General features: G+C 56.6%; 13 protein-coding genes and 6 tRNA genes. 17 read left to right on the forward strand and 2 right to left on the reverse strand.

Features of this window, described 5'->3' with window-relative positions; all coding sequences use genetic code 11:
• Positions 1–4: 4 nt before the first annotated feature.
• The 14 genes from cysS to AAF465_01120 all read left to right on the forward strand — a co-directional run bounded on the left by cysS (position 5) and on the right by AAF465_01120 (position 12,547).
• Positions 5–1,387, forward strand: a complete 1,383-nt coding sequence (gene cysS, locus AAF465_01055; GenBank protein MEM7081315.1) for a cysteine--tRNA ligase — start codon at positions 5–7, stop codon at positions 1,385–1,387.
• Between the two features lie 156 nt (positions 1,388–1,543).
• Positions 1,544–1,620: transfer RNA gene (locus tag AAF465_01060), tRNA-Pro, on the forward strand.
• A gap of 33 nt (positions 1,621–1,653) precedes the next feature.
• Positions 1,654–1,730 (forward strand) — tRNA-Arg (locus AAF465_01065).
• Between the two features lie 22 nt (positions 1,731–1,752).
• A tRNA-His gene (locus AAF465_01070) sits at positions 1,753–1,828 on the forward strand.
• A 226-nt stretch (positions 1,829–2,054) separates the two neighbouring features.
• Positions 2,055–2,139 (forward strand) — tRNA-Leu (locus tag AAF465_01075).
• A gap of 73 nt (positions 2,140–2,212) precedes the next feature.
• A complete protein-coding gene (gene tig / locus AAF465_01080) occupies positions 2,213–3,502 on the forward strand; it encodes a trigger factor (protein MEM7081316.1) in 1,290 nt (429 codons plus the stop codon).
• 159 nt (positions 3,503–3,661) lie between these two features.
• Entirely contained in the window at positions 3,662–4,309 is a 648-nt protein-coding gene (gene clpP / locus AAF465_01085; protein MEM7081317.1) for an ATP-dependent Clp endopeptidase proteolytic subunit ClpP, read from the forward strand.
• A gap of 141 nt (positions 4,310–4,450) precedes the next feature.
• Positions 4,451–5,758 carry an ATP-dependent Clp protease ATP-binding subunit ClpX gene (gene clpX, locus AAF465_01090; GenBank protein MEM7081318.1) on the forward strand — a complete coding sequence of 436 codons (1,308 nt, stop codon included), beginning with the start codon at positions 4,451–4,453 and terminating at the stop codon, positions 5,756–5,758.
• Positions 5,759–5,885: 127 nt separating this feature from the next.
• Complete coding sequence (lon, locus tag AAF465_01095; GenBank protein ID MEM7081319.1) at positions 5,886–8,312, forward strand: endopeptidase La; 2,427 nt, start codon at positions 5,886–5,888, stop codon at positions 8,310–8,312.
• 202 nt (positions 8,313–8,514) lie between these two features.
• Positions 8,515–8,787, forward strand: a complete 273-nt coding sequence (locus AAF465_01100; protein MEM7081320.1) for an HU family DNA-binding protein — start codon at positions 8,515–8,517, stop codon at positions 8,785–8,787.
• Positions 8,788–8,808: 21 nt separating this feature from the next.
• Positions 8,809–8,884 (forward strand) — tRNA-Val (locus AAF465_01105).
• Between the two features lie 7 nt (positions 8,885–8,891).
• Positions 8,892–8,968, forward strand: a tRNA-Asp gene (locus tag AAF465_01110).
• 239 nt (positions 8,969–9,207) lie between these two features.
• On the forward strand, positions 9,208–11,088 hold the full coding sequence (locus tag AAF465_01115) for a SurA N-terminal domain-containing protein (GenBank protein MEM7081321.1): 1,881 nt from the start codon (positions 9,208–9,210) through the stop codon (positions 11,086–11,088).
• Positions 11,089–11,263: 175 nt separating this feature from the next.
• Positions 11,264–12,547 (forward strand): dicarboxylate/amino acid:cation symporter, encoded by a 1,284-nt coding sequence (locus tag AAF465_01120; protein ID MEM7081322.1) that lies wholly within the window; start codon positions 11,264–11,266, stop codon positions 12,545–12,547.
• Positions 12,548–12,662: 115 nt separating this feature from the next.
• Here the strand turns inward: AAF465_01120 and AAF465_01125 are convergent, their stop codons facing one another.
• Both AAF465_01125 and AAF465_01130 read right to left on the reverse strand, forming a co-directional pair.
• Positions 12,663–13,442 carry an enoyl-ACP reductase gene (locus tag AAF465_01125; GenBank protein MEM7081323.1) on the reverse strand — a complete coding sequence of 260 codons (780 nt, stop codon included), beginning with the start codon at positions 13,440–13,442 and terminating at the stop codon, positions 12,663–12,665.
• A 10-nt stretch (positions 13,443–13,452) separates the two neighbouring features.
• The gene (locus AAF465_01130; protein MEM7081324.1) at positions 13,453–14,988 is read right to left on the reverse strand and encodes a LysM peptidoglycan-binding domain-containing protein; all 1,536 of its coding nucleotides are present in this window, start codon (positions 14,986–14,988) and stop codon (positions 13,453–13,455) included.
• A 199-nt stretch (positions 14,989–15,187) separates the two neighbouring features.
• Between AAF465_01130 and AAF465_01135 the strand changes: the two genes are divergently transcribed.
• The 3 genes from AAF465_01135 to dnaQ all read left to right on the forward strand — a co-directional run bounded on the left by AAF465_01135 (position 15,188) and on the right by dnaQ (position 17,237).
• The gene (locus AAF465_01135; protein ID MEM7081325.1) at positions 15,188–15,952 is read left to right on the forward strand and encodes a methyltransferase domain-containing protein; all 765 of its coding nucleotides are present in this window, start codon (positions 15,188–15,190) and stop codon (positions 15,950–15,952) included.
• 45 nt (positions 15,953–15,997) lie between these two features.
• The gene (gene rnhA, locus AAF465_01140) at positions 15,998–16,429 is read left to right on the forward strand and encodes a ribonuclease HI (protein ID MEM7081326.1); all 432 of its coding nucleotides are present in this window, start codon (positions 15,998–16,000) and stop codon (positions 16,427–16,429) included.
• 70 nt (positions 16,430–16,499) lie between these two features.
• A complete protein-coding gene (gene dnaQ / locus AAF465_01145) occupies positions 16,500–17,237 on the forward strand; it encodes a DNA polymerase III subunit epsilon (protein ID MEM7081327.1) in 738 nt (245 codons plus the stop codon).
• Positions 17,238–17,324: the final 87 nt, after the last annotated feature.

Below are 17,324 nucleotides of genomic sequence, written 5' to 3' on the forward strand. Positions count from 1 at the left end.
TCGCATGACCATTCAATTGTACAACAGCCTGAGTCGGCAAAAGGAAACCTTCGAGCCGATGGTGCCTGGCAGGGTCGGAATGTATGTCTGCGGCCTGACGATCTATGATCACAGTCATCTTGGACACGCGCGCATGCTCACTGCATTTGACGTCATCGCGCGGCATTTCTCGGCGGAAGGCTTTGAGGTTACCTATGTCCGCAATATCACGGACATCGATGACAAGATTATTCAGCGCGCTGCCGAGAATGGCGAGACCGTTGACGAACTAACGGCGCGATTTACGGCGTCGATGCACCAGGATTGCGACGACCTGGGCCTTTTGCGCCCGACCATCGAGCCGACTGCGACAGGCTCGATCGCCGAGATCATCGCCATGATTGAGGTGCTGGAAGCGAAAGGGTTTGCCTATCAGGGTAGCAACGGCGACGTATTTTACGCGGTCAAGAAGTTTGCGCCGTACGGCAAGTTATCGGGCAAGCAGATTGACGATCTCCGCGCGGGTGAACGTGTGGATGTGGACGACGCCAAGCGTGATCCGCTCGATTTTGTTTTGTGGAAAGCGGCCAAGCCTGGTGAGCCAAAATGGGATAGCCCGTGGGGCGAGGGCCGACCCGGCTGGCATATCGAGTGCTCTGCCATGTCAACCACCCATCTTGGTAATGAGTTTGATATTCACGGTGGCGGCATGGATCTGCAGTTTCCGCATCACGAAAACGAGATTGCGCAAACGTGTGCAGCGACCGGTCAAGATTTTGCGCGGTATTGGATGCATAACGGTTTTGTCCAGGTCGACAATGAAAAAATGTCCAAATCGCTGGGCAACTTTTTTACCATTCGCGACATCATCAAGCTCTACAAACCGGAAGAAATTCGGTTGTTTTTGCTCAGCGCACATTATCGTAAACCGATAAACTTCTCCGATGGCGAGTTAAATCAGGCGAGCACGAATCTAACCCGGCTGTATCTGTCGTTGCGTGGTCTTACTGACGGCACGCCGCCGGTTGAAGAATCCTACACCGAGCGGTTTCGAGCTGCGATGAATGACGACTTCAACACCGCTGGTGCGATGTCGGTCCTGTACGAGCTGGCGCGCGATATCAACGTCGCCCGTGAGCGTGATCGCGATCAGGCGGCTGACCTGGCGGCACTGCTCAAGGTACTCGGTGGCCGCTTGAATATCCTTCAGGCCGATCCGGAGGCTCAGTTGCGCGGCGATTCAGGGGACGGACCGTCGGATGCGGAAATCGATGAGATGGTGGCAGAACGGACGGCGGCGAAAGCCGCCAAAAATTGGGCGAAGGCAGACGCGATCCGCGAGACGCTCTCCGCCCAAGGAATTGTGCTGGAAGACAGCGGCAACGCCACTACCTGGCGGCGACAATGACCCCGGTGGGCGGTCGTTCGCAGCGCGATTTTGTCGCGCAGACCGAACGCTGAAAAGGTCTGAAATTTACGGCTTTTTGCTTGTTGACCTGACCTAAACCCGCACGTATTATCCCAGTCCCGCGCGCGGCGTGTGGAACGTTTGGATCGTTATGATCGGGGTATGGCGCAGTCTGGTAGCGCATCTGCTTTGGGAGCAGAGGGTCGGGAGTTCGAATCTCTCTGCCCCGACCACCTAACTTCCTGAATTTCATTGATAAATGACTTGCGCCCGTAGCTCAACTGGATAGAGCATCGGCCTTCTAAGCCGAGGGTTGCAGGTTCGAGTCCTGCCGGGCGCGCCACGCTTGGTGCGACAACACTATGGTGGGCGTAGCTCAGTTGGTAGAGCCCCGGATTGTGATTCCGGTGGTCGTGGGTTCGAGCCCCATCGTCCACCCCATTTATTGTCGCGGCCGATTCGTCGGCAGCGACTCCGCGCACGCTGCAAAGCTGGCGCGGAGGCATCGTCGATGTGCGCGGCGAGTTCGGGGTCACGATGAACGCCGAATTGGTCGCCGTCGGGGATGAGTGAATTGGGCCGCAGTGCGGCCTTTTTTGTTGGTCCGAATGGCCGCAAATCGCGACCAAGCGCGACCGTGGTTTATACTTTGACAGTGACATAATTTGCGAGAGTGGCGGAATTGGTAGACGCGCTGGATTTAGGTTCCAGTGGGGCAACCCGTGAGAGTTCGAGTCTCTCCTTTCGCACCATTTCATACCGGCTTTCATGGCGCGCCCGACATCGAAAACCGGCAGACACAAACAGGGCGTAGAGGCGCACGACATGCAAGTTTCCGTAGAATCCACCGGCACACTGGAACGCAAAATGACCGTTCAGGTGCCGGCTGACAAAATTGGCTCCGAAGTCGAAAGCCGGCTCAAAGAAGTGCGCAAAACGGCGCGCCTCGACGGCTTTCGCAAAGGCAAGGTTCCGTTCAGCGTCGTGCGTAAGCGCTTCGGTGGTCAGGTGCGGCGCGAAGTACTTGGGGATCTCATCGAATCGAGCTATCGCGATGCCCTCATCGAAGAAAAATTAAATCCAGCGGGTCAGCCCAGTATCGAACCGTCGTCGATGGAGCCCGGTAAAGATCTGGAATACGTGGCGACGTTTGAGGTCTTTCCAGAGGTTGAGCTCAAGCAGATCGAAGGCTTAAAGCTCGAAACCGTGACGGCTGATGTCGCGGACAGTGACCTGGATACCATGATCGAGACCCTGCGCAAACAGCGGGCGACATGGGTCGACAACGACGCCGCGGCCGCGCGCGATGATCGCGTGACGATCGACTTTGTCGGCACACTCGACGGCGAGCCGTTCGAGGGCGGGTCGGCAGAGGACTACCCAGTCGTCATCGGCGCGGGCCAGCTTCTGCCAGACCTCGAGGACGGCCTCGAAGGGATGAAAATCGGCGACGAGAAGTCGGTGGAAGTGAATTTTCCCGACAACTACCAAGCCGAACAGCTCGCGGGAAAGAAGGCCGATTTTGCGGTCACTGCGAAAAAAGTCGAAGTGCAGGCGCTGCCCGAATTGAATGAGGAATTTATTCAGCAATTCGGCGTCGAAGACGGCACGATGGAGGCCTTTCGAGATTCTGTGCGTGACAACATGCTGCGCGAGCTGGGCGAGCGTCTTAGCGGTCAACGCCGGCAGGTAGCGCTCGATGCACTCTGGGAGGCCAACGAGTTTGAGCTACCCAAAGCGCTCGTTGAGCAGGAAACTCAGGCCATGCGCGAGGACACGGGCCGGCGTATGGGCGTGACCGACGAGGCGCAGTTGCCGCCCGCCGACATGTATGCGGAGCAGGCCAAGCGTCACGTTGGGCTTCGATTGCTGATCAACGAGATCATTACCAGTAAAGAATTGACCGTAAATGCCGATCAGATTGAAGAGAAGCTAGCGAGTATTACGGGTAGCTACGAGCAAAGTGAAGAGGTGCTCAAGCAATACCGTAGTAATCCGCAGATCATGCAGCAGATCGAAGCGATGGTCATGGAAGAACAAGTGGTTAACCTGCTTGTCGACCAGGCCGATGCGACCGAAAAGTCGGTAAGCTTCGATGAGGCGATGAACGGCTAACGTCCGGGAAAGACTGCCGCGGGTGAGCGCTTGAAAACGGCATCACCCGTGCACATATTGAATAGGACGGTCAGCAGTAAAGTCGGGCCGACCACCCACGGCGGCGCGGCGCGATCGGACCGCCATCGATCGGGCGTAAGCCCTTGCAGGAGTGCAGACATGACAGCCCACAATTCCAATTCCGGCCCCTTAGGGGCGATCGATAATGCGCTGGTGCCAATGGTGGTGGAGCAAACCGCCCGTGGTGAGCGCTCCTACGACATCTACTCGCGTCTGCTCAAAGAGCGCGTGATTTTCGTGGTGGGGCCGGTTGAGGACCACATGGCGAATTTGATTGTGGCCCAGCTTCTGTTTCTTGAGTCAGAAAACGCGGACAAGGACATCAGTTTGTACATCAACTCACCGGGCGGAGTGGTGAGTGCCGGCCTGTCGATTTACGACACCATGCAGTTCATTAAGCCCGATGTGAGCACCATCTGCCTGGGTCAGGCGGCGAGTATGGGTGCTGTGCTGCTCGCTGGCGGCGCCCATGGCAAGCGCTATTGCCTGCCGCACTCCCGCATGATGATCCACCAGCCATTGGGTGGGTTTCAGGGCCAGGCGACCGATATTGATATTCACGCGCGTGAAATCCTGCTTGTCAGGGAACGCCTGAACACGATTTTGGCCAATCACACCGGTCAATCCGTTGAAACGATTCAAAAAGACACGGAGCGCGACAACTTCATGGATGCCGCCACGGCGACGTCCTATGGACTCATCGATGAAGTTTTGGACCGGCGACCGGACGCACCGAAGGCCGATTAACAAAATATCTTTATAAACAGGAGTTTGTGTTTATACTGATTCCAGCTCGGCGCTGTTTTTCTTTGCCAATACGCGGTAAGGTCGCTATCATCAAAGAGAGGCGTGCTGGGCGCTGAACCTGTACTAGTCGGAGACCGCTGCATGAGCGACGATACACGAGGCAAAAACGAAGACGGCAAGCTGCTGTATTGCTCGTTTTGCGGCAAGAGCCAGCACGAGGTGCGTAAGCTCATCGCCGGCCCTTCGGTATTCGTGTGCGACGAATGCGTCGAGCTGTGCAATGACATTATTCGCGAGGAGCTCGAAGAACGCGGCGACGAGGGTAATGAGAAGCTGCCAACGCCGCACGAGATCAAAGCGACACTCGACGAGTATGTGATCGGTCAGCAACGGGCGAAAAAAGTCTTGTCCGTCGCGGTTTACAACCATTACAAACGTCTGCAGACGCATCGCAGTGACAACAGTAAAAGCGATGTCGAGTTGTCAAAGAGCAACATCTTGCTGATCGGGCCCACCGGCTGCGGCAAAACGCTGTTAGCCGAAACGCTGGCACGATTGCTGAACGTACCGTTTACGATCGCTGACGCCACGACCCTAACCGAAGCGGGTTACGTGGGCGAAGACGTCGAGAACATCATTCAAAAGCTTCTGCAAAAGTGCGACTACGACGTCGACAAGGCACAAACTGGCATTGTCTACATTGACGAGATTGACAAGATCTCTCGCAAATCCGACAACCCCTCTATCACCCGTGATGTGTCGGGTGAAGGGGTGCAGCAAGCCCTTCTGAAACTCATTGAGGGGACGGTTGCGTCGGTTCCGCCGCAGGGAGGTCGTAAACACCCGCAGCAAGAGTTTCTGCAGGTCGATACCTCCAATATCTTGTTCATCTGCGGTGGCGCGTTTGCCGGTCTGGAAAAGATTATTGTTAATCGGTCCCAGAAGAGTGGCATTGGGTTTGTGGCCGAGATTAAAGGCAGTGAAGAAGACATCAATATCGGCGAAGTATTCCATGACACCGAGCCAGAAGACCTCATCAAATTTGGCCTAATTCCTGAATTTGTCGGTCGTTTGCCGGTGGTCGCCACGCTCGAAGAACTCGACGAAGACGCGTTGGTCACGATTCTCGTTGAGCCCAAAAACGCGCTCACCAAACAGTACCGTCGGCTGTTTGAAATGGAAGGCGCGGAGCTCGAGCTGCGCGAAGACGGCCTGCGCGCCATCGCCAAGCGGGCAATGGAGCGAAAAACCGGTGCGCGCGGGCTGCGGACCATACTTGAAAACGTCTTGCTCGACACCATGTATGACCTACCCGACATGCTAAATGCAACCAAGATCGTGGTGGATGAGTCGGTGGTGACTGGCGAGAACACGCCCTACATCATTTACGAATCAGAGGATGGAGCAAGCGGCGAACACCCGCAGCGACCAACCGGTTCCGACATCTAACCTATCGTTTTGAGGTGTCGAACACACCTCTCGCTACACCGTTTTTCCGCGCGTCGGTGCGCACAAACCGACGTGTAGATGACGCCGCAGGCTGCCGGGCGCCCAAGCGCTTCAAAGGAATCAATCAGTGTCTGATAAACCCAGTAAAACACTAACCGCGCTGCCCGAAGGTCAGCTTCCGGTAGTCCCACTTCGCGATGTTGTGGTGTACCCCCACATGGTCATTCCGTTGTTCATGGGGCGTGAGAAATCCAAACTCGCGCTCGAGCAGGCTGTTGAGCAGGGCAAACAAATTGTTCTGGTGGCTCAAAAGCAGGCCGATACGGACGACCCGGGATTGGACGACGTCTACCGGGTTGGCACGCTCGCCAATATTCTGCAGCTCGTAAAAATGCCGGACGGCACCGACAAGGTGTTGGTCGAAGGCAAGCAGAGAGTGCGTCTTGTCGACCTAGAGCTCGACAGTTACTTTACCGCGTCGGTAGACGCGCTCGAAGTCGACGTCGAGCATTCAGAACAAGAACTCAAAGTGTTGTCACGATCAGTCGTGTCGCAGTTTGAGCAGTACGTGAAACTCAATAAGAAAGTCCCGCCTGAGGTACTAACCTCGCTGTCGGGTATCGATGACAGCAGTCGATTGGCCGACACGATCGTCGCGCACATGTCGCTGGGCGTCGACATCAAACAACAGGTGCTCGAAACCGGTGAAACGCAGCCGCGTTTGGAGATGGTGCTCGGTTTGATTGAAGGCGAAATCGACTTGCTGCAAGTCGAAAAACGCATTCGTGGCCGTGTTAAGCAGCAAATGGAAAAGAGCCAACGCGAGTACTATTTGAATGAGCAAATGAAAGCCATTCAAAAAGAGCTCGGCGAAATGGAAGATTCGCCGAACGAGCTGCAAGATCTTGAGAATCGCATTGAAGCAGCGGGCATGTCTGACGAGGCGGTGGAGAAGGCGACGTCCGAGCTCAATAAACTCAAAATGATGTCTCCCATGTCGGCGGAAGCGACCGTCGTACGAAATTACATTGACTGGCTGGTCAAAGCGCCGTGGACCAAGCGCACCAAAATTTCGCGTTCGCTGTCTAAGGCTGAAAAGGTACTTGAAGCCGATCACTATGGCTTGGAGAAAGTGAAAGAGCGCATTCTGGAATACCTCGCTGTGCAGCAGCGCGTGCGAAAACTGAAAGGCCCAATCTTGTGTTTGGTTGGTCCCCCCGGTGTGGGTAAAACCTCGCTGGGCCAGAGCATCGCGCGAGCCACGAATCGCAAGTTTGTGCGCATGTCGCTCGGTGGCGTGCGCGACGAGGCCGAAATTCGCGGGCACCGTCGTACCTACATTGGCTCGATGCCAGGCAAGATCGTGCAAAATCTGTCCAAGACAGGCGTACGAAACCCGCTCTTTTTGCTTGATGAAATCGACAAAATGTCGATGGACTTCCGGGGTGACCCGTCATCGGCCCTGCTCGAAGTGCTCGATCCTGAGCAGAACACCTCATTTAATGATCACTATCTCGAAGTCGATTTCGATTTATCCGACGTGATGTTTGTGTGCACAGCGAATAGTCTCAATATTCCAGCACCCTTGCTGGATCGTATGGAAGTCATTCGCCTCGCCGGTTATACCGAAGACGAAAAAACCAATATTGCGCGACGTTATTTGGTGCCCAAGCAAATGAAGCAGAACGGGCTCAAAAATACGGAGCTGGAAATTGCCGATGAAAGTCTGCTGGACATCGTTCGCTACTACACACGCGAAGCGGGCGTACGCAATATGGAACGCGAAGTATCCAAGATTTGCCGAAAAGTAGTGAAAAAGCTGCTGTTAGAGAAGCCAGAAAAACCGGTGGTCGTGAACAGTGACAACCTTGAAGACTACCTCGGTGTTCGCAAACATCGCTTCGGCCTTGCTGAAGAACACAATCAGGTCGGACAGGTGACTGGGCTCGCTTGGACCGAAGTGGGTGGTGAACTGCTCACCATCGAAGTGGCCAACGTGGCCGGTAAAGGCAAGCTTATCCAGACGGGTCAGTTGGGCGATGTGATGCAGGAGTCGATTCAAGCGGCGATGACCGTGGTGCGCAGTCGCGCCAAGGTGCTTGGCTTGAGCGACGATTTCCATGCGAATCACGATATCCACGTGCACGTGCCGGAGGGCGCGACACCCAAAGATGGCCCAAGCGCTGGTATTGGGATGTGTACGGCGCTGGTGTCGTCTCTAACCAACACACCCGTGCGCGCCGATGTGGCGATGACCGGCGAGATTACACTGCGCGGCGAAGTGCTGCCCATTGGCGGTCTGAAAGAGAAGCTGCTGGCGGCACATCGAGGCGGCATCAAGACGGTGATCATTCCGGACGAAAACGCCAAAGATCTGGTTGAGATCGCGGACGACATCAAGGGTGACCTGGAAATTATTCCGGTTAAGTGGTTTGATCAGGTGGCGGAGATTGCACTGTCGCATTCGCCGGTACTTGGCAAATCGGGCAAGAAGCCAGCCACAACCAAAAAGAAGACGACGAAGGGCGCTTCGACAACCGTGAGACCGCACTAGCGGCTGATGGTGTTCGGGGTGGGTTCATTCTGCGAGTAGGCAGTCTCCCCGACCGAAGCGTCTCGATAGATCGGAAGTCGCCCAGTTACGACGCCGGATGCGGGCACGGGCACAACGCATTGACGAGGCCGATCCTCGCGGCTGACACCGCGAGCAACGGGGCGCAACAGCGCCCGCTATCTGGAATCAAAGGAGATACCGCATGAATAAAGGTGATTTAATCGATGCCGTAGCGGCCAGTGCCGATATGGGTAAATCCGACGCTACCGATGCCGTGAACGCTGTTTTTGACAGCATCAAGAGCACGTTGGCCGACGGTGGTTCGGTAAGCATTGCGGGCTTTGGCAGCTTTGTGGTCCGGGATCGAAAAGCCCGTACCGGCCGCAACCCGAAAACCGGTGAACCGTTGCATATTCCGGCGAGTAAGGCGGCTGCGTTTAAGGCTGGTAAAGCGCTAAAGGATGCCGTAAACTAGCGCGCCTTCAAGGCTGAGACTGGGTGCTTAGCTCAGCTGGGAGAGCGGCGCCCTTACAAGGCGTAGGTCGGGGGTTCGATCCCCTCAGCACCCACCATTAAATAGGAGTGGTAGTTCAGCTGGTTAGAATACCGGCCTGTCACGCCGGGGGTCGCGGGTTCGAGTCCCGTCCACTCCGCCATACGAACGGGGCGCATCTGCGCCCTGTTTTTTAAATGGCTGCTGAACTACCTCACACCTAATCCATACTCATCAGGTCCACCTGTGTCGATTGCCCGAGGCGATTGCACGCCTTTCTCGTGCGAGTTTCGGATGAAAATTGCGCGTTTTGGACTAGAGCCGCACGCCCTGAAACGCTAAACTAGCGGGCTTTAAGGCGCCCTGTGGCGCCATTTCTTTAGCAAAACTGGAACGCAGATTATGTTACAGAATATCCGCGACAACGCCCGAGGCGTTGGCGCCATCATCATGCTCGGCCTGCTTATCATTGCGTTTGCAATCTGGGGCATCGATTTTCAGTTTGGCGCCAATCAGCCAGTGGTGACGGTCAACGGCAAAGAGGTGTCCAACAACCTTATCGCGAATGCTTACCAGCAGCAGATTCAGCGGTTCCAAGAGTTCTACCCAAATGGCATTCCCGATGTTGCTCAGGAAGAACTTAAGCAAAACGTGATCGATTCGTTTGTGCGAAGCGAGCTACTTAACCAGCACGTGGTCGAACAAGGTTACGCACTGTCGAATGCGAGTGTGATGGACGCAATACGTGATCTGCCCGCGTTCCAGCTCGACGGCAAATTCAGCACCACGCAATTCGATTTTCGGGCGCGCACAGCCGGTATGACACAGGATGGTCTGTTCAACGAATTCCGCGATTCCATGCTGCTTCAGCAGCTGTCCAACGGTTTTGTCAATTCGTCGTTTATCACGCCCGCTGAAGCGATGTTGCGTGGTCGTCTGGAAAGCGAGCAGCGTACAATTCGGGAGCTTCGCGTGCCGGTCAGCACATTGATATCGACCGTGACCCTCGACGACAATGCGATTGCGGACGACTACGAATTCAATAATGACGACTACCTGACCGAAGAAATGGTGCGCATCGACTATATTGAATTGGATCCTGCGAAACTCGGCGAGCGGGTCGACATCAGTGATGAAGCACTCCAGCAGCGTTACGAACAGGGCGTGGATGCCGATGAGTATTCCAGTCCCGAGCAACGCAATGCCCGCCACATCCTAGTGGCAATCAATGATGATCGCGATGATGAGACCGCGCGCAGTGAGGCAAGCGCGCTACGGGATCGAATTCTGGCTGGCGAAGAGTTTGCGAGTCTCGCGTCGGAGTATTCGGATGATGCCGGATCGAAGCCCGCGGGCGGCGAGCTCGGTTGGAACAATGGCGAAGGCTATGTGGGTCCGTTCCGTGATGCGCTGTTTTCCATGACGGAAGATCAGATCAGCGAGCCCATCAAAACCCGGTTCGGCTATCACATTATTAAGGTCGAAGGCATTCGCGGCAACGAACCGAAGCCTTTCGAAGACGTGCGTGATCAGATTGAAGCTGAGCTGCGCAATGATGCCGCGCTCGACCGACTCAGCGAACTGGTGATCGAGTTGGATGAGCTGGTGTATGACATCGACGACAGTCTGACCACAGCGGCGGAAGAAGCGGAAGTCGAGGTTCAACAGCTCCCGTGGTTTACTCGCGCCAGTGGAACCGGTATCGCGACCTATCCCGAGGTGCGCGACGCGGCATTCTCAGAGCAGGTGCTCAACGATCGGCTGAACAGTACTTCTATCAATCTGGATGGCAAGATCGTGTATTTGCGCCTCAACGATCATCGACCATCGCGCACCATGACCCTCGAAGAGGTGTCGCCGCGCATCGAGATGCGCCTCCGACGTGAAGCAGCATCGCAGCAAGCGTTGGTGCTGGGTAACGATTTATTGGCCAAACTTAATAGCGGCTCATCGATTGATACGGTGGCCGGTGAGGTAGACCTCTCTGCCGGTGAACTAAAAACGGTGGCCCGCCTTGAACAATCGCTGCCCATCGAAGCGCGCAATGAGCTGTTTGCGACCGACTACGAAGAAGGACGCTATTCCTACGGCGGTGTGGCGCTTCCGAACGGCGACTTTTTCCTGTTTGAACTGCATGGCGTCGAAACGGGTGAGCCTCTTAACGCCGCAGCCGCTCAAGACGTCGCGCGGGCCAACGCAAACTCTGAGCTGGCAGCGTATATTGCCAGTTTGCGTGAGGCTGCCGATGTTGAAGTACGCCCGGATCAACTGATTACGCGCTAGCACGAATCAATACCGGCTGATCACGTGATGATCAGTGATGCATCAATCTAAAGAGCGGCACAGGCCGCTCTTTTTTGTGCGCGTGTTGTCTTGCGCTGCGTGACGGTTGTTATCCTTACCTGCTGGCGGTCCAGGTCTGCTATTCTCTGGCTAATGAATCGACCAGGACGACGACATGCGCATTAAGCTTCACTGGCAAATTCTCATTGCCATCCTTATTGCCGGGTTTGCCGGGTATTTTGTGCCGCAGGCGCTGCCGCTGTATGAGTTTATCGGCAAGCTGTTTATCAACGGCCTCAAGATGATTATCGTGCCGCTGGTTGTGTCTTCCATTGTGATCGGCGTTGCGGGGCTTGGAAGCGGTGAGCATATCGGCCGCCTCGGTATCAAGACCGTCTCGTTCTACGTGATCACGACGATGGCGGCGATTTTGGTGGGTCTGGTGCTCGTCAACGTGGTACAGCCTGGCCTCGATGGCGACGGCGAACCGGTGAAAGAACTGCTGAGCCTGTCCGCGAGCACCGATACTGTGGAATCGAAAGTCGGTGGCAAGGGTTGGGGCGACATTGTCGATGTGTTTGTGCGCATGGTGCCCAGCAATGTGTTCGAAGCGGCGAGTGACAATGGCCGCCTGCTCGCACTCATTTTCTTCAGTATCCTCTTTGGATTCTTCATGACGCGCCTCGAACATGCGTATGCAGAGCATCTGTTCAAGTTTTGGGACGCCATCTACAAAGTAATGATGATGATCACCGACATGGTCATGAAAGTGGCGCCCATCGGCGTGTTTGGCTTGATCGCGACGGTGGTGGCCAAGCAAATTGCGGATCTCGAAGAGAATGCGGGTGGCGTTGGCGCCATCGCGTCGCTTCTGCAGCCGCTCATTGTGTTTGCGGGCGTGGTGCTGGCGGCGTTACTGGTGCATATGCTGATCGTATTGCCGTTGCTATTAAAATTTGTGGCGCGGGTCCGTCCTTATAAACTCATCCCGGCTATGGCCGACGCCCTGGTGACGGCGTTCTCGACGGCATCCTCATCGGCCACGCTGCCGGTGACCATGGACTGCACGCGCGACAACTCGGGCGTGTCCGGCAAAGTGTCGAGTTTTGTACTGCCGTTGGGTGCCACGGTGAATATGAATGGCTCGGCGCTTTACGAATGCGTGGCCGTAATCTTTCTGGCTCAGGCGTATGGCCTGGAACTGAGTATTGCGACGCAGATAATCATTGTCATCACCGCACTGCTCACATCGATTGGCGTGGCCGGTGTGCCGGCCGCCTCGCTGGTGGCCATCACGATCATTCTTACGGTGGTGGGTATGCCAGCTGAAGCGATCGGCGTGCTGTTTATCACCGACCGGCTCCTGGATATGGCTCGTACCGCTACGAACGTGTTTGGTGACGCAACGTGCGCGGTAATTGTCGCACGGCTTGAGGGGGAAGAAACGAAGCTTACTTAGCTTCTATAACGGGTTGCACCACGCCGTCTGGACGCGCGTTTAGCAAAAACGCGTCCCTCAATTGCGTGGGTCAAAGGCGGTCAATCTGATGCGGGTGGGCGAACGCGGTGGCGGGTTAAAACGACATACCCACCATGTTGTAGCCGCCGTCCACGTACAACACCTCACCGGTGATACCCAGTGCAAGGTCCGAACACAAAAATGCCGCGGCGTTGCCCACCTGTTCCAGTGTGATGTTGCGTCGAAGCGGCGCGGTTTCCTCCACATGGCGAAGCATTTTGCGAAAGCCACCGATGCCAGCCGCCGCCAGTGTTTTGATGGGGCCCGCGGAAATCGCGTTGACTCGAATACCGTCTGGGCCAAGATCGTTGGCCAAAAACCGCATGCTCGCTTCAAGACTCGCCTTTGCTGGCCCCATCACGTTGTAGTTTGGGACCGCTTTCACTGCGCCAAGGTAGCTGAGCGTCAACAGGCTGCCTTGGCGGCCACGCATCAACGGTGCGGCGTTCTTGGCCAGTGCGCTGAAACTATAGGACGAAATGTCATGCGCAACGCGAAAACCCTCGCGAGTGACCGCTTCGCTATAACGACCGTCCAGCTGATCGCGCGGGGCGAACCCCACGGCGTGTACAACCACATCGATGTGCGACCATTCGGCCCGTATGCGGGCAAACGCGTCGCGAATCGCTTTGTCTTCCGCGACGTCCATCGGCATTAAGAGTGAACTGTCGGTTTGTTCTGCAAGGGCCTCCACGCGAGGTTTGAGTTTCTCGTTCTGGTACGTGTAGGCGAGGTCCGCCCCTTCACGATGCATCGCTTCGGCAATGCCCCAGGCGATTGAGCGTTTGCTGGCCACACCGACGATGAGCGCACGTTTACCGGTTAAAAATCCCATATTGCTCCCTTTATTGCCCGCCCGACTGATGGGTGACATCGACGTACAGACTGAGTTTCTGGCCAGGCTGTAAGTAGCGCTGGCCGTCGATTCGATTCCATTGCTTAAGCTGCGACACACTCACGTTAAACCGCGAAGAAATGCGCGAGAGCGAATCGCCGCGTCGCACAGTGTACCGGATCTTGCGGCGTGTGCCGTCCGGCCCGCTGCTGGCCGTGGCGGATGATGATACGCCTTTGACGATCAATTGTTTACCGATGCTCAACGTATCGCCAGGGGCCATACCATTCCAGCGAGCGAGTTGCCGGGTGCCCACACCAAAGCGCTTTGCTATGGTCCAAAACGAGTCACCAGACTTGACAGTATAGCGCGTGTGGTTGCCACGTTGATTGAGGCGCTGCGCTTCGCGTGCCGACGCCGACAAACTGTACTGATCGGGCGATTGACTGCTGACTGGAATGAGAAGATGCTTGCCCGCGCGAATCGACGTGCCGTTTAGGTCGTTGGCTGAGCGCAGTGCCGACACCGTGGTGTCGTAACGTTCTGCTAATTCACTGAGCGTCTCGCCGTTGGCAATTTTGTGTCGTTTCCAGCTTACACGTTGACTGGCTGGCAGCGCATCAAGCTGCTGTTGAACCGCGGCCGCACTGTCTGCCGGTACCATAAGTCGATGCGGTCCATCGGGGGATGTCGCCCAACGATTGTAGCCAGCGTTGAGTCGATACATTTCCTGCACGTCTACGCCCGCCATGTCCGCTACCAAGGCAAGGTCGATTTGACCACCGGTGGCCACCTCGGCGAAATACGGCGTGCTCGATACGAACGGAAGCTGAATGTTGTACTGCCAGTAATGTTTGACGAGATGGCTAATGGCCAGAAGTTTGGGCACATAGGCGCGGGTCTCTCGCGGCAAGCGGAGGTGCCAAAAGTCTGTAGGTTTGCCGGCTTTCCGGTTTTTACGCACGGCGCTACGCACACGACCTTCGCCGGAATTATACGCCGCCGCCGCCAATAGCCAGTCGCCATCCACGCGCCCATGTAAATGCTCAAGGTAATCGAGCGCGGCGCGTGTCGATTCAACCGGGTCGCGTCGACCGTCATACCACCAGTTTTGGTCGAGGTCGAACATGCGGCCAGTGGCCGGCACGAACTGCCACAGCCCGGCGGCGCGTCCATGCGAATAGGCGAATGGATCGAACGCACTTTCAACCACCGGCAACAGGGCAAACTCAAGCGGCATGCCACGTTTACGCAACTCGCTTACGATATGTGGCAGGTAGCGACGCGAGCGTTCAAATACGCGGTTCAGATAATCGGGATTGCGTACATACCAGTTGAGCTGAGATTGCGTGCGATCGTTGAGTTCGATGGGCCATGTGAATTCGGCACTGATCGTGTCGAGCAGGCTGTACGTGTAGGTTTGTGGTTCAGGTGGTGTGACGGCCGAAGCGGCGGCACCTGGCGGCACCAGTAGCCACAGCGTCAGCGTTGCCAGCAGCCCGTATCGCATCACGCCTGTCATAAACGAGGTGCAGCGATCAGGCATGGTGGTCTCCCGGCGGGTTGATAAAGCAAGGTTGGAGTAGGGCGCCCGCTGGCGCGGGGGCGGCTCTATCCTACGCAAAATCCGCCTGGACACAAACTGTGCACTCATTTCCCTCACGATCGCTTACTACGACGGCTCGGCATCGCCGGGGGGCATATCGATCAGGACAAAAGGGGGCCAAAAAGGTAATCTAGTGGTCATGGAGCCACTCGCACTCACTGAATCGACCGCGGCGGCGGCAGCCCAATGGCTGGCTGGCCCGGTCGGCCAGCGCCTGTTGGCCAGGGAAGAACACCTGATCGAGCGCGAACTCGAGCAGGTGTTTGGCTTTCAGCTTCTGCAGATTGGCACATGGGGCGACAGCGAACGTTTTGTGCAACACAGCAAGACGCTGCGGCACAGCGTGCTGTGCGCGCGGGATGGCGAAGGGGTGGACGTCATCGGTGAACCCGATGAACTGCCGATTGCCAGCGATTCCGTGGATGCGGTCATTCTGCCTCACACGCTGGAACAGCACCCCAATCCGCACCAAGTGTTGCGGGAGGTGCAGCGGATTCTCGTGTGTGATGGTCATGCGATCATTCTCGGCTTCAGCCCGACGAGTGCATGGGGTCTGCGCAACGTGTTTCGCTCGCGCCAAAACGCGATTGCGCGACCGCTGAGCGGCCGACGGGTGAACGACTGGCTGCGCTTGCTGGGACTCGAGCCCATCCACTGTCACCGCTATTTCTACACGTTGCCCATTGAGCACGAAAAAACCCTCGAGCGCACCGCTGGACTGGAACGGTGGGGTAGCCGTTGGTGGCCGCTTTTGAACGGGGCGTATGTGGTCACTGCAAGAAAGTCGATGGTGCGCGCCGCGTTGGTTGGGCGTCGCTGGCATCGCCGTCGTCGCGTGGTCGGCGGATTGGCTGAACCCGCCACGCGCACAGCCGCGGCCCGTCGGCCGAACGAATCGCGCTAGCCGTTCTGGACATGCGAGTGCTGCATGAGCGGTGAGTGTGGGCGCGTGCCGTCGGTAGTCATTCATACGGATGGAGCCTGTCGGGGTAATCCGGGGCCCGGCGGCTGGGGCGCGCGACTGCAAAGCGGTCAGCACGTTAAAGAACTGTTTGGCGGTGAGCCCGATACAACCAACAATCGTATGGAACTGCGCGCGGTGATCGAGGCGCTCAACGTGCTCAATCGTCGTTGCCACATTCTGCTGATTACCGATTCCCGATATGTGATGCAAGGGGTCACCGAATGGATGGCCAACTGGAAGCGACGTGGCTGGAAAACCGCTGGCAAGAAGCCGGTTAAAAACCGAGATCTTTGGCAACAACTTGACGAGGCGTTGTCTGGCCACGAGGTCGACTGGCGCTGGGTCAAGGGTCACGCGGGCGACGAGGGCAACGAACGTGCGGACGCACTCGCGAACCAGGGTATCGACAACCTGTGATCGTGACTCGATAGGATAGTTGGCGACAGGATGAATATCGTCTCAGTACACCGTCACTTGGAGTCTACTCATGACCGACCCGCATAAACGCCAGATTGTGCTCGATACGGAGACCACTGGCCTAAATCCCGATCAGGGTCATCGCATTATCGAAATCGGCTGCGTGGAAATGATAAATCGGCGCGTCACCGGGCAAACCTACCATGTGTACCTCAACCCGGATCGCGACATCGATGAAGGCGCCGTCGCCGTGCATGGATTGAGCCGCGAATTTTTGGCAGACAAGCCGCGCTTTGTGGACGTCGTGGATGCGTTTCTTGAATTTGTCGATGAGGCTGAGCTGCTGATCCACAATGCGCCGTTTGACATCGGTTTTCTCGATATGGAATTGCGCCGCCTCAAGAACCCCTATGCGCTGATGGCTGCGCGTTGTGAGGTGACCGACACGCTGACGCTTGCTCGTCAGAAACACCCAGGTCAGCGTAATTCACTCGACGCTCTGTGTAAGCGCTATCACATCGACAACAGTAGCCGCACGCTGCACGGCGCGCTGCTCGATTCTCAGTTGCTCGCTGAGATGTATCTGGCCATGACCGGCGGCCAAGGCAAGCTGTTACTCAATGAGGAGGCGGATTCCGGCGGCGGTCGAACCTCGGTGCCGCGCCGGGCGATTGATCGATCAGGTCTGGCGCTCACCGTGCTGGCGGCCAGTTCTGCCGAGCGAGCCGCACACGAGGCCAAACTCGATCAAATCGAGTCTGTGTCGGGCGAGCCGAGCGTGTGGCGTCGACTCGAACCCTCCTCTTAAGCGCCCTACTGGCGCGCTTCCCCAACAAATCGGGCGATCCGGCCGTCTTAACCTCTACCACGTCTCATTTTGAGACAAATCCGCCTT

This window comes from Pseudomonadota bacterium, from assembly GCA_039028935.1.
In the GTDB taxonomy this organism is placed as follows: domain Bacteria; phylum Pseudomonadota; class Gammaproteobacteria; order Steroidobacterales; family SZUA-146; genus SZUA-146.